Annotated in this window: 14 protein-coding genes and 1 pseudogene; 8 read left to right on the top strand and 7 right to left on the bottom strand. The window is 65.6% G+C overall.

Annotated elements, in window-relative coordinates:
* The first annotated feature begins 1 nt into the window (after position 1).
* The 6 genes and pseudogenes from NA8_RS13935 to NA8_RS35715 form a co-directional block, all read left to right on the top strand.
* Complete coding sequence (locus tag NA8_RS13935) at positions 2-730, top strand: IS3 family transposase (protein ID WP_169810503.1); 729 nt, start codon at positions 2-4, stop codon at positions 728-730.
* A 199-nt stretch (positions 731-929) separates the two neighbouring features.
* Positions 930-2,000 carry an IS110 family RNA-guided transposase gene (locus tag NA8_RS13930; protein WP_084466781.1) on the top strand — a complete coding sequence of 357 codons (1,071 nt, stop codon included), beginning with the start codon at positions 930-932 and terminating at the stop codon, positions 1,998-2,000.
* Positions 2,001-2,025: 25 nt separating this feature from the next.
* Entirely contained in the window at positions 2,026-2,226 is a 201-nt protein-coding gene (locus NA8_RS13925; protein WP_063050810.1) for an IS3 family transposase, read from the top strand.
* Positions 2,227-2,297: 71 nt separating this feature from the next.
* A complete protein-coding gene (locus tag NA8_RS35055) occupies positions 2,298-2,432 on the top strand; it encodes a hypothetical protein (RefSeq protein ID WP_369690255.1) in 135 nt (44 codons plus the stop codon).
* Positions 2,433-2,441: 9 nt separating this feature from the next.
* Positions 2,442-2,996, top strand: a complete 555-nt coding sequence (locus tag NA8_RS35720) for a ferredoxin (protein ID WP_084466780.1) — start codon at positions 2,442-2,444, stop codon at positions 2,994-2,996.
* A pseudogene (locus tag NA8_RS35715) lies at positions 2,930-3,097 on the top strand (hypothetical protein); the annotation flags it as partial. The gene NA8_RS35720 and the pseudogene NA8_RS35715, both read left to right, overlap by 67 nt.
* A 293-nt stretch (positions 3,098-3,390) precedes the next feature.
* On the opposite strand, the gene NA8_RS13920 reads toward NA8_RS35715, so the two are convergent.
* The 7 genes from NA8_RS13920 to NA8_RS13890 form a co-directional block, all read right to left on the bottom strand.
* Complete coding sequence (locus tag NA8_RS13920; protein WP_157106692.1) at positions 3,391-3,588, bottom strand: hypothetical protein; 198 nt, start codon at positions 3,586-3,588, stop codon at positions 3,391-3,393.
* Positions 3,589-3,791: 203 nt separating this feature from the next.
* Positions 3,792-5,378: an FAD-dependent oxidoreductase gene (locus tag NA8_RS13915; RefSeq protein ID WP_063050809.1), complete on the bottom strand. Its 1,587-nt coding sequence runs from the start codon at positions 5,376-5,378 to the stop codon at positions 3,792-3,794.
* The gene (locus tag NA8_RS13910) at positions 5,375-6,271 is read right to left on the bottom strand and encodes an alpha/beta fold hydrolase (protein ID WP_063050808.1); all 897 of its coding nucleotides are present in this window, start codon (positions 6,269-6,271) and stop codon (positions 5,375-5,377) included. Before NA8_RS13910 ends, NA8_RS13915 begins: the two co-directional genes overlap by 4 nt.
* On the bottom strand, positions 6,268-7,509 hold the full coding sequence (locus NA8_RS13905) for an alpha/beta fold hydrolase (RefSeq protein ID WP_245663818.1): 1,242 nt from the start codon (positions 7,507-7,509) through the stop codon (positions 6,268-6,270). The genes NA8_RS13910 and NA8_RS13905 overlap by 4 nt, the downstream gene beginning before the upstream one ends.
* Before the next feature lie 97 nt (positions 7,510-7,606).
* Complete coding sequence (locus NA8_RS13900) at positions 7,607-8,512, bottom strand: LysR family transcriptional regulator (RefSeq protein WP_063050807.1); 906 nt, start codon at positions 8,510-8,512, stop codon at positions 7,607-7,609.
* Between the two features lie 50 nt (positions 8,513-8,562).
* The gene (locus NA8_RS13895) at positions 8,563-9,498 is read right to left on the bottom strand and encodes a dihydrodipicolinate synthase family protein (RefSeq protein ID WP_063050806.1); all 936 of its coding nucleotides are present in this window, start codon (positions 9,496-9,498) and stop codon (positions 8,563-8,565) included.
* 25 nt (positions 9,499-9,523) lie between these two features.
* A complete protein-coding gene (locus NA8_RS13890) occupies positions 9,524-10,309 on the bottom strand; it encodes an SDR family oxidoreductase (protein ID WP_063050805.1) in 786 nt (261 codons plus the stop codon).
* A 210-nt stretch (positions 10,310-10,519) separates the two neighbouring features.
* On the opposite strand from NA8_RS13890, the gene NA8_RS13885 reads away from it, so the two are divergent.
* Positions 10,520-11,635, top strand: coding sequence for a zinc-dependent alcohol dehydrogenase (locus NA8_RS13885; RefSeq protein ID WP_084466779.1), 1,116 nt, complete (start codon positions 10,520-10,522; stop codon positions 11,633-11,635).
* Positions 11,622-12,782, top strand: coding sequence for a DUF3500 domain-containing protein (locus NA8_RS13880; RefSeq protein ID WP_063050803.1), 1,161 nt, complete (start codon positions 11,622-11,624; stop codon positions 12,780-12,782). The genes NA8_RS13885 and NA8_RS13880 overlap by 14 nt, the downstream gene beginning before the upstream one ends.
* Positions 12,783-12,814: the final 32 nt, after the last annotated feature.

Raw genomic sequence — 12,814 nt, 5'->3', positions numbered from 1 at the left:
CGTGAACGAACATCCCCAGCACCCGGTCGAGCTCGTACTACGGGTTCTCGGTATCGCGTCCTCCACCTTCTACGGGTGGCTGCAACGCGCGAAGAACCCGCCGAAGCGGCACCTGGACGACGAGGAGTTGATCGCGCAGATCGTGGACATCCACACCAGCTCGGGCGGCACCTACGGGTCGCCGCGGGTGCATCAGATGCTGCGTCGGCGCGGCATCGGGGTTGGCCGCAAGCGGGTGGAGCGGCTGATGCGCCAGACGGGCCTGCAGGGTGCGTTCCTGCGCAGGAAGTGGCGCGCGCCGTCCACGCGGCAGAACCCGCGCGCGACCCCGGCTCCGGATCTGGTGGCGCGTGATTTCACCGCTTCGGAGCCGAACCGGTTGTGGGTGGCCGACGCGACGCGGATACCTACCGGGGAAGGCGTGTTCTGGCTCGCGGCCGTGCGCGACGCGTACTCCAACCGGATCGTGGGCTGGAAGTGCTCGGATCGGTGCGACACCGAGTTGGTCCTGGGCGCGCTCGAGTACGCGGTGTGGACACGCGAGGTCCGCGACGGGCAGCTGATACACCACTCGGACAGGGGCTCGACCTACACCGCGATTCGGTTCGCGAATCGGTTGGCCGACAACGGAATAGCCCAGTCGATGGGGTCGGTCGGTGATTCCTACGACTGTCAGTCTCTCGGTGCCGGATCCCGCAAGGATCGGGTAGTCCTGGCCGCGGCGGTCTGACTCTTGCTTACGACTGACCCTGATGCGGGTGTCCTGGCGTTGATCTGTCGACCGTCCGGCCGGGCATGCAGCAAGCGCTGCCGCCGGGCGGGCGTGACCTGATAGGAGCCTGGAGCCAACTCGTCAAAGCGTCCCCGTGACAGTCCTGTCCGCCCAACCGGCGACAGCGTGAACCACGCTACCGGTTGGAAGGAATACGGTGAACAACAACGAACAGCCCAGGTCCGGGCATGTGGTCGTCGGAGTCGACACCCACAAGCACATGCACGTCGCCGCAGTGCTGGACACCATCGGCGGAATCCTGGCCACGCTGACGATCCCTACCGATACCGGCGGGTTTCAGCAGCTGCTCGACTGGGCGGGCTCGTACGGCCGGATCTTGGCGTTCGGGGTCGAAGGCACCGGCTCCTACGGCGCCACCCTCGCCTCGTTCCTACGCCGCACCGGGCACAAGGTCGTCGAGGCCGGCCGCCCCGACCGGCGGCTGCGGCGACTGAACGGCAAGTCCGACACCCTCGACGCCGAGAACGCCGCCCGCGCAGTCCTGGCCGGATTCGCCACCACCACCCCGAAAAGCGCCGACGGAGAATCCGAGATGATCCGTCAGCTCAAGATCGCCCACGACCAAGCCGTCGAGCAGCGCGCAGCGGCCACGGTCACGATGAAGGCGATGCTCGTCCACGCCCCCGACACTCTTCGGCGGGAGACCACCGGCAAGACGCAAACCGCGCTTGCCCGTCACCTGGCCGGTCTGCGACCCCGGGGCCTGAACGGTCCCGAAGACGCACTGCGCCATGCCCTGCGTGCTCTCGCCAAAAGGTGGCAGTACCTCGATTCCGAGGCCAAAGAGCTGACGAAAATGATCGGCGAGCTCGTCCGTCGTGCCGCCCCGCAACTGCTCGAGCCGCTCGGAATCGGCGTGGACACCGCAGCGGAGATCCTCGTCGTGGTCGGTGACAACCCCGAGCGAATCAAATCCGAAGCTGCCCTGGCCAAGCTCGCCGGCATCAGCCCTGTCCCCACCGGCTCCGGTATGACCGGCGGCAGATACCGCATCAACCACGGCGGCCACCGTCAGCTCAACGCTGCGATCTACCGCACCGTGATCGTCCGGATGCGGTTCCACCAGCCCACGATCGACTACGTCGCCCGCCGCACTGCCGAAGGAAAGACCAAACGCGAGATCATCCGCTGCCTCAAACGCTACGTCATCCGCGAGATCTATCGCCTGCTGCGTCCCACGCCACAACCACCCCTCACAGCGGTTTGACAACTATAGGAGCGTCAACGCGCTCATGGAGAACTTCTTCTCCACGCTCAAAACCGAGCTGGTGTACCGAAATAGTTGGCGCACAAAGGAAGACGCCGAGAACGCGTTGTTCGCCTACATCGACGGCTGGTACAATACCCAGCGCATCCAGAAGAAGCTGGGCTGGCTATCACCCGACGAATACGAGGCACGCTACTATCAGCAGGTTCCAGCCGGAATCAGATAATTCGCTCTCCGGCAAAGCGGGGGAAGCTCAGCCACGGTACCCATGGCTGCGCGGGCCAAGGGCTCGCCTGCTTGGAAACCCGAGCCATCCTGTGTGCGCTGATCGAGCGTGTCGATCACATCGAGGTGGCGGGAGAGCCCGAATGGGCGATGAACAACATCATCCACCGCTACGCGCATTTGCCCCTGCACCTTATTCCTGCCTGACCGAGGACGCTGAGGAAGATCACCGTCGACTACGACCGCTGCGAGGGACATGGGCTGTGTGCCGAGCAAGCACCGGATGTGTTCGGGGTGTGGGGTACGATCCTGTCCGGTGGACACGCTCTGGTCATGGGCGCCACCGACTCACGCGTCACCGATATGGGCAGTCACAAGAATAGAGTCGGTGGGCGGCGATCAGCGTGCTGGCCACCGAAGACAGTCGCGGATCACCCACCGCGCGGGCGACAGGCAGGCCGGAGTACCCGAAGGGACGACCAGCCGCTACGTGCGGACCCGCGCCGCACTGCTGATGTTCACCGCCGAAGCAATGTTCGACGTCGACGCGCAAGAAGCCATCGAGGCCCTGACCGGTCACGACCCCGGCCCCCTCACTCGCGAGGTAGCCACCGACATCATCGTGCGGGCCGCCGAGATCCTACTGAAGGCGCCCGAGCGCTACAAAGCACGGCTGGAACTGCAACTCGAGGGCGACCAGGACTCCCAGGCTTCACCGATACTTCGACAACACGCGTGCCGCGTTCGTCGACGCACTCGCCGATGTACTGAACTGGGCGGGAGACCCTGCGGCTGCCGACCGCGCCGATGGACTTGTCGCCGTAGTCGACGGGATCCTGCATCGCCAGCTCGTTCTCGGTCGGCCGCGCTGAGCGAACGCCAACTGCGCATGCTGCGGCAAGCCCGACCTCCCGTACTTTATCCACCGCGCCCAGCCAAGCGTGCGGGAAGCCACTCGATCATGGCTCTGGTGACCTTGAACGCGGTCGGCGCGGGCCGCTCGGTTGTGCCATTCGATGATGCCTCACAGCCGGTCCACATCACCGGCTGCGATCGCCTCGACGAACTCGCGGTGCCCCCTCGGGCCGAAGCGCATCGGCCAACGCCGCTCGAACGGTTGCCTGGTGAAGCCCTGCGCTGGGCAGCATCGAGCTGCCGGGTGGTTTCAGAACATGCGCGCGGAATCCGGCCTCGGTGGCGCATACAGGAATTGGCACGGCATCGTTGGGTAGCTGTGGTCCACGCGGTCATCGACGGCGGCGGCCCGCGCCCAGCCCTTTTCGATCACCTCCCGCGCGAACGTTACAGCCGCCTCGCGGGAGGCGACGAAATGCAAGGGGGAACCCAGACCGAAGTCGACCATCAGGTGCCACAACATCGCATTTCCGATCTCATGAACGCGCCCTCAACAACACTGACGGCGGCAGCCGGACCTTGGTCGGGCCTTCGAAATCCGAACCTCGTCAGGTCGGCGAGGTGTCCGCGCCACACAGGACGTCGCCGCAGCGATTACCGTGCACCTCTCGTCCATAGCCGAGCCCACCAGGACGGGTGAGCCGCCGTGGTTCACTCCTGCCTCCCGATGGTCTGTGTCACCGGGGATTCGACCGCCGGGGTCATCGCAATGATGGATTTCAGTGTGCGCGCAATCCGATCGGTGGTGGCGATCGAGCCGATGTAACCGTCGGGGCGGATCAGCAGCAGGGTGGAGTCGGTCAGGCCATAGATCCGGGCAAAGGACTCTGTGATGTCGGCGAGGACCACATCCACCTCCGCCTGATCACCACTGTGGACGGCGACCCGTTTCAGCCCCGCGCCCTTCGCGGGCCACGGCAGTGCGGCCAGGTCCTCGGCCGCCGCGGGACCGTAGGCGATCGCGGTGAAATGCGGTCCGGCGAAGAGATCGAACAGCCGCTGCGATCCCCCTGTCGTGCTGAGCAGTCTCGCATCCGGCGCGCGATCGCCCACCCGCAGCGTCGCGGTTCGTTGGGCATCATCCGCCGCCAGGGGTCCGCCGCGGTAATGGAGGGCCAGCTGGCGTTCGTCATCACCGCGTTTGATGGACGACGGGTCGAGCTTGGACAGCCCCTGGTACTTCTCGATCGACAAGCCCAAGACCCTGGCCGCGATCGGCTGCCGCTCGGCTTCGTAGGTGTCGAGCAGGCTGTCGGGCGCGCCGGCGAGCACTTGACCGAGTTTCCAGCCCAGGTTGTAGGCATCCTGCACACCGGTGTTCAGTCCTTGCGCACCCGTGGGGGGATGGACATGAGCCGCGTCACCGGCGACGAACACCCGACCCGAACGGTAGCGTTCAGCCAGGCGAATGTTGGGGCGAAACACCGACTTCCAGCTGAGTTGCGACAAACGGATTCGTTTGTCGCCGGTCTGCTTGCGGATGCGAGCGTTCAGGCTGTCCTCGTCGAGATCGGGCTCCTCATCGGGGCGCAGACGAATCATCACCTGAAACCGATCGGAATGCGGCAGCGGACACGCACCGACGAACCGGCCACCCGGACGCGGCCACACATGCCAGCGGTCCCGGGAAAGGCCGTCCACCACGGCGTCGACGATGATCACTCGATCGGCTTCATCCGTCGTTCCCTCGAAGCCGATGCCCGCGGTTTTCCGGACCGTGCTGGCTCCGCCGTCGGCGCCGACCAGGTAGCGAGCGCCGATCTCGGTCACACCGTCGGGACCGGAAACCGTCGCCACGACCGTATCCGGATGCTGTTCGAATCCGACCAGTTCGCAGTTGGCTTCGACGGACACGCCCAGCCGCCACAGTCCGGCGCGCAGTGCGGCGTCGGTGCGGAACTGGGGGATCAACCACGTATTCGGATGCGGCACATCCGAGCTCACGTCGGTATGCGAGATCATGCGCCAAGGAATGTTCAGCGGACCCGCATGGATGCCCAACAGCGGGTAGTCGGCGCCACCGGCGCGAATGCCATCGAGGACGCCGAGGTCTTCAAACACTTCCAGGGTGCGCGGCTGGACTCCCTTCGCTCGCGAACCCTCGAAGGCGTGCGCGGCCTTGTCGATGATCCGCACCGCCAGTCCGCGACGAATCAGATCGATCGCCAAGGCGGTGCCGGTCGGCCCGCCGCCGACGACGAGGACATCGACGATATCGGTGGTGGGCTGGGTCGTCATCGGTGCGTCCCTTTCTTGGCGGCGTCGACGAAAGCGGCGAATCGGGAACTCATTCGGGCGGGCTCCTCGTAGGGGACCATGTGCCCGCACGGCGAGAAGATGTGCGACACGGTGGGCGCCAGCAACGCGCACACCTCGTCGTAGTTCGTGATAGGAGTGACCTGGTCTTGATCGCCCCACAGCAGCATCCGCGGCACCGGCAGGTGGCCGGTTCGCCGGTAGAGGTCTTGGCGGCCGCCGAGCGGAAAGTCGGCGATCGTGGCAGCCAACGCGTAGATCGAGCCTTCGAACTGGTAGCACTCCCGCACCATTGCGGTGAGTGCCGCGGACTGCTGTGGATCGCGCACGTTGTGTGAGAGGTGCCGGTCGAGCATTCTGCTTCCCAGGCTCTTGGCCAGGACGGTTCCCAAGAACTCGTGGCGCAGCAGCCGTGCGGCGGCAGGTGCGGGCTGCAACCCGGCGGGGCCCGCCAACGTCAAGGTCGCTACCCGGTCGATGCGGTGCTCGGCGAAAGCCATAGCCACCAGCGCACCCATCGAAGTTCCGACGAGGTGGAACCGCTCGGACAATTCCAGGCGCTCGGTCAGGTCGGTGAGTTGCCGCACGAGCAGCGCCTCGTCGTAACGTGCCTGCACCCGATCGGAATAGCCCCGGCCGTAGGCACTGTAGGTGAGGGTGCGGAATCCGCGCCGGCGGAGTTCGGCGGCGAGTTCGTCCCAGTAGAACAGGGGGACAGTGAGACCGCCCGCGAAGACGACGGTCTCTGCCGCGGCGGGCCCGCTCAGCTCGTAGTGAGTGATCCCATCGCCGCATCGGAGGAACTCACCGCGCAGCTCGCCTCTGGTAGGCCCGTCCAAGCGACGTGTCTCGCCGCGGGCCACGAAGTACTTCATCGCTGTTCCTTCGGCTGTGCGGCCACCTCGGTGGTCAAAAAATCCAAAACCGCGCCTGCCACCCACGCCGGATCTTCATCCGGGAGCAGATGGCCGCCACCAGTGTGCACTCGTTCGTGGCTGCCAGGGATATCGCGGGTGAAATGCTGGCCGTCGATAGACGCACTACGCAGCACGAGGGTGGGCACGGTGATGGCCGGGATCTCGGCTGTTCGGTCGATCTGGTCGGTATTGGCGAAGTCGATGAATGCCTGTTGGTTGCCGGGCCTGGTCAGCATCGCGTAGACCCGGTCGATCATCTCGTCGTCCACCACCGACGATCGTGATCCGACCGCCGAGCGCAGATTGCGTGCGGTGGCTGACCGAGAAGCCAAGCGAGGCAACAACGCTCGACCGATCGGATTACGGGCCAGCCGCAGCGCCAGCGGCAGCGACTTGCCCGGATAGCCGGTGGCATTGATCAACACGAGCCGATCCACACGCTGGGGATAATCCAGTGCGAAATTCCAGGCGATGTTGCCGCCGAGCGAATTGCCTACCACCGAAGCATCGACCACTCCGAGCCGGTTCAAGAAGGCGGCGACGGTCGTGGCGTAGGTCTGCACCCGGTAGTCACGGTCGAGGCGCGGGCCGGTGAGACCGAACCCGGGCAGATCGAGGCGAATTACGTCGAAGGACGACGACACGGTGGCGGCTACCTGGTCGAAGCAGTGCAGCGAGGAGCCGCTGCCATGTAGGAGCAGCACCGATCGCCCGCTTCCGGCCCGTTTGTAGTGAAGGTTCTGACCTTCGACGCTCACGAAGCGCGAATCAGGATCGATGTAGTCATCGACAGCTACTCGTCTACTCATAATGGTTACAGCGTTGCCGATACATGAGTCCAGGTCAAGTGTTGCGGCAACATTGTGACCGTTATTGCCGATCTTGTTGCCGTTATTTTTGGAGCCGCCCGGCCACGGCGGAGCGAGGGCGATGTGGAGCACGCTCCCCGTACTATGGCGGAACCCACCCGCTCGACGACGAATAGGCGAAAATCCTTGCTGCATTTCAGAAGACCCGGAGGGAGCGTCGAGCATCGGCCGAAGCGTCGCGTCCACGTCGACAGTGCTGTCCAGCGCAGCGGCCGAACGCAGCGCCGCCACGGTCAGCTGCATCAGGCACTCGACCACAACGTCGACGTCGAACGGTTCGCCGTTCTGCAGCCAATAGACGGCGGCCTCGTCGATGGCGCCCGCCACCGCTCGGGTCATCATGCGCGGGGCCCGGTTCTGCGGATCGAGCCCCAGCAGCGAAATCCAGGCCTCGATGGCGTCGGTTGATCGTGGCGAGGAACGCCTAGCAGCGCAAAGCCCCTGCCGGAAGCTCCGTTGCAGAGGTGAGGGGCAACTCGAGGGAGGTGAGCAAATCTCGGTACCGCTGCGCCAGTTGCGTCGGCGTGCTGCGGCTGTAGACGACGATCTCACGGTAAACCCCCGGCCCGATCTTTCTGGCGTGCCGTATCCAGCCGCCCGGTACGGCGTTGTTGGGCACCAGCGCGACTCCCAAGCCCTCCATGGCGAAGAGCAGTGCGGCCGCCACCTGTCCGGTACGCGCGACGGCCCGCGGAGTGAATCCCAGGGCGGCGGCGGTCCGGTCTACTATCTCGCTCATGCCTTGCTCGGGCTCGTAGAGGATCCAGTCGGCGGCGGCCAGTTCATCGAGTTCCACGGTGGAACCCGTGTCCCGCCCCGACGGGCCGACCAGCACCATCTCCTCGTAACCGAGTGACACGACGGGTCCCTCCCACATTTCGGGCCGCGGTCCGACCGCGATATCGCCTTGTCCTCCGCGAGCCGCTTCCTCGAGCGCACGACGGTGCGAGAAGTCGTGCACCCGAAGGACAGCCGTCGGGAACAGGGAGTGCCACCGGACGGCGCTCGGAGGCAGGATGCCGGAGGCAATCGACCGGACGGTCAGCACATGCACGTCGCCGCTTCGCCCCTCGACCACTTGGTGCACGGCATCCGCGGCTTCGCCGACAGCCCCCAATACCCGCTCGGCGTGCGGCAGGAAGACCCGTCCCGCGGGCGTGAGGGCCAGGCCATGGCGGCCGCGTTCGAGCAGTTGCGCGCCGAGTTCTTTCTCCAGCGAACGCATCTGCTGCGACAGCGACGGCTGCGAGACATACAGCCGTGCCGCGGCGGCACTGAACGACCCGCTTTCCCAAACGGCGAGAAAGTACTCCAGCTGGCGCAGTCGCATCAGATGAAGTTACCGCCGCCCCCGTCGGCCGCAGACGTGCAGCGAGCGAGTCACGCGACCCGATTCGCTCGGCTGTCTCGGCGAGCGAGCCGGGCGAGCAGATGGTCGACTTCCGACCGCGCTCGGCTCGAGAGCACGCTGCGGGGTGTGCGCTGAGTGTCGGAGGCGAGCAGGCCGCGCCGCTGCATGACGTACTTGCGCACGGCCAGGCCCACACCCGGCTGCTGTTCGTATCGCAGCAACGGCAGATGCGCGTCGAAGATGTCGTGGCTTTCCTCGGAACGACCCGCTGCGGTATGCCCGACCACATCGACCAGCATCTCGGGGAAGCAGTATCCGGTCATGGCGCCGTCGGCGCCCCGCGCGGTCTCGAAATCCAGGAAGAGCCCACCGTTGCCGCACAGGATCGACAGTCGTGGCATGTCGCCCTCGGCTTCGAGGTGCCGTAAGGCGCTGATCTTCTCCAGTCCCGGCCAGTCTTCGTGCTTGAGCATGACGCAGCTGGGCACAGCGCGGGCGATACGCGCGATGACCCCGGCGCTCATGACCACCGAGAACGACAAGGGGTAGTCCTGCACGACGAGGGGAACCGAGTCGCCGAGCACGGCCGCGACGCCCTCGTAGTAGCCGACGATCTGGTCGTCGGTACGCAAGGTGTTGGGCGGTGCGACCATGACGCCTGCCGCTCCCGCCGACATGACCTCACCGGTGAGCGCGCGCATCGCGGCGTAGCCGGGAGCGGAGACTCCCACGACGACCGGAAGCCGGGTCCTGCGCAGCACGTGCCGCACGATTCGGGTCGCCTCGTCATGCGACAGTTTCGGCGCTTCGCCCATCTGGCCGAGCAAGGTGGCCCCGGTGACGCCGACCGATTCGTAGAAATCGACCAAACGGTGCAGAGAGTCGAAGTCCACCGCTCCTTGCTCGTCGAAGGGGGTGGGCGCGATGGCGAAGACGCCCTTCGCCTCTCGGGTGAGCACGGCCATGGTTGAGATCCTTTGTCTGTGAGTATCAGAGGCTGGGAATGAGACCACCGTCGACGCGCACCACCGTGCCGGTGATGTACGACGCCGGAACGCTGGCCAGGAACGCCACCGTCGCCGCGTATTCGTCCGGGTCGCCGTAACGGCCGATGGGGATGGTGGCGACGCTGTCGGCCCTGACCTGTTCGACGGTTCGGCCTTCGGCTTCGGCTTTGATCCGGTCGAGATGCTCGACGCGACGGGTTCCGATCCGGCCCGGCACGACGACGTTGCAAGTGACACCGTCCGCAGCGACTTCCCGCGCCAGCGTCTTGGACCAGCCGAGCAACGTGGCACGAAGACTGTTCGACAGCCCGAGACCGGGAATCGGAGCGACCACTCCCGAGCTGGTGCTGGTGATGACGCGGCCCCATCCGCGCGCCCGCATACCCGGGACGAGTTCGTCGCTGATGGCGATCACGGACAGCACCATGGAACGGAAATGATCGAGCCACACCGCAGAAGGCCGGCCCAAGACCGGCGAGGGCGGCGGCCCGCCGGTGTTGTTGACCAGGATGTCGACCGGGCCGAGGGTTCGCTCGATCGCAGCGACGTTGCCTTCGATGGTGTCGAGGTCGGCGATATCCCACGCCACCGGTATGGCTCGGCCGCCAGCCGCGACGATCGTGTCGCAGCGGGATTCGGCGGCTTGGCGATGGATATCGGCGACGGCCACCTCGGCGCCCTCGGTCGCCAATTTCTCCGCGATGGCGCCACCCAGGCCGCCGCCCGCGCCCAGAACCAGTGCGGTTCGACCGGTAATCTCAAGATCCAAAGTCTACTCCTCGACCGAACGCCGATAATCCCCGGCATTTTCTAGATATTTCGCACCGTAACACCGCGCCGACGAGTGCACCCATACGAATATTCGCCGCACCCTATAGGGCAGACTTATACCTGCAGTACAGCGCATGGTCGGCGGAAGCTTTCCAGCTAGGGCCGGCTTCGCGCCGTTGGACAGGAATTAAATCGCTCACATAGCCTCATGGTGGACCATAAAAGGACAACGAAAGGCAAAGTGGTGTCCTTTCCGGAAACAATGCTGGCGGCAGTGATAGGCGAGCCGGGAATTATCAAGACCAAAACCATGCCGGTGCCCCGCCCGGGCCCGGACGACGTTCTTGTACGAGTTCACCGGGCGTCACTGTGCGGCACCGACCTCAAGGTCCGCAGCCGTCGCTTCTTCCACGGAGCCGGCCCGGCGCCGGACACCTTCATCCCCGGCCACGAGTACGCGGGCGTCGTAGTCGCGGTCGGCAGCGCCGTCGACGAGTTCGCCGTCGGCGATCGCGTCGTCACCGAGGCGCATCGGGGCTGCATGCGATGCCTCAACTGCCTATCCGGCTCCTACACGGACTGTTTGAACTACGGCAACCAGGCCAAAGGCCATCGGACACAGGGAATGACGGTCAACGGTGGCTTCGCCGAATATGTCGTCAACCACGTCTCCACGCTGTACCGGCTTCCCGATCACATCGACTTCGACTCGGCCGTCGTGCTGACCACCGCCGGCACCGTGATGCACGCGTTCGACGTGCTCGACTCGCTGCTGGTGGGGGCCAGCATCGCGGTGATCGGTCCCGGCCCAATCGGATTGATGGCCGTCCAGGTCGCCCGCGAACTCGGAGCCGACCCGGTGATGCTCGTGGGCACACGCAACAACCGACTGGAGATCGGGAAGCAATTCGGGGCCGACCATCTACTCAACGCCCGCGAGGAGGACGCCGTCGCCGCGGTCCGGGAGATCACCGGCGGACTCGGCCCCGACATCGTCGTGGAGTGCTCCGGGGCTGCCGGTGCCGTCGACGACGCGATCCACATGGTCAAGCGCGGCGGCAGAATCGTGTTGGCGGGATTCTTCGAACAACCGGTGACGGCTGACCTCAATCATGCTGTCATGAATGGAATCTCGATCAACACCATTCGCGGCGAAGGCGCGAACTCGGTAGCGAGGGCCCTGTCGCTGGCATCGCGCGGACGACTGCACACCAGCGCCCTTGTGACCCACCATTTCCCCCTCGAAAACATCGCCGAAGCTTTCGACACCTACGCCGAACGGCGAGACAACGCGATCAAGGTCATGCTCGATGTCACCGGATGAGGCCACGCTTGCTCCGGTCCGCGAGCTGGTCGCCACGGACATGGCTGCCTGCGCGGCAGCATGGCTGGAATCGCTCGCCCCGGATCAGCTGACCCAAGCGCAGTTCGACTCGCCTCTGGCTCCGGACGCGGAGGCCGAGCGGCTCCGTTGGTTCTACACCCCGACCGACCACGGTGGACTTGCCCTGCGCGACCAGACCGCACATCAGCAGGGCCTGGCGATGCGACTGATCGCCTCGGGACTCTCCGAGGCCGGATACGCGACCGTCGCCACCGTGATGGGCCTGGAGAACGTCCTCGATCAGGTCGAAGGATGGCAAGTCCGCTGGGGACGGCAACGAGGCCGAGACCCCGGCCTGTACTGGCTGAGGTTGTTCGGCCGACCAGGTGACCGGGTTTGGGCCTGGCGCTTCGGCGGTCACCACATCTCGCTGAACAACCTCGTCATCCGCGGGCGCATCGTCTCGACGACACCGTGCTTCATCGGAGCCGATCCAGCCAGCGCCGCGTTGCTCGGCGGCACGCTGCGGCCGCTGGGAGGGCCGGAAGAAACGGCGCGGCGCCTGGCCCGGTCACTGGACTCCGACCGATACCACATGGCATTACTGCACACCAGCGCGATATCCGACATCGTCTCCGGCAACCGGCCGACCATCGCCCACGGTGATGCGATGATGCACATGCAGGATCTCTGGCGCGGCACGTTCACCGATCCGGCGCTGCGAAAGCTGGTCGACGACATCGACATGCGCGCCGAAAGTGGTAGCGGATACACCGAGGCCGACCATGCGGCCATGGCGATTTCCTTTCCTCCTAAAGGTTTGGCCGCCCGCGACCTCGACCCAGAGCACCGGCACGTACTACGGCAACTGATCAGCCTGTACACCGGTCGCGCGCCCAGCGCGCTCGCCGATGTCCACGCCGCGCACTATGAGGCCGACGACGTACTCGACGAGGTCCACTTCGGATGGGCGGGCAGCCTCGAGGCCGGGGAACCGCACTATTACCGAATCCAGGGCCCCGACCTGCTCATCGAATACGACAACACCCAGCGCCACGCCAACCATGCCCATTCGGTCTGGCGCAATCCGCGCTCGGATTTCGGGCTCAACAGTCTGGCCGAACACCGCCGGCGCACCGCGCATTGAGGGGAAACGCTGCCGGATGCGGGCGGCAACGC

Origin of the sequence: Nocardia arthritidis NBRC 100137 (assembly GCF_001612765.1) — a bacterium.
GTDB classification, from domain to species: domain Bacteria; phylum Actinomycetota; class Actinomycetes; order Mycobacteriales; family Mycobacteriaceae; genus Nocardia; species Nocardia arthritidis.
Note: the sequence above shows the minus strand (reverse complement) of the source record. Positions and strands in the feature narration are given on the sequence as shown.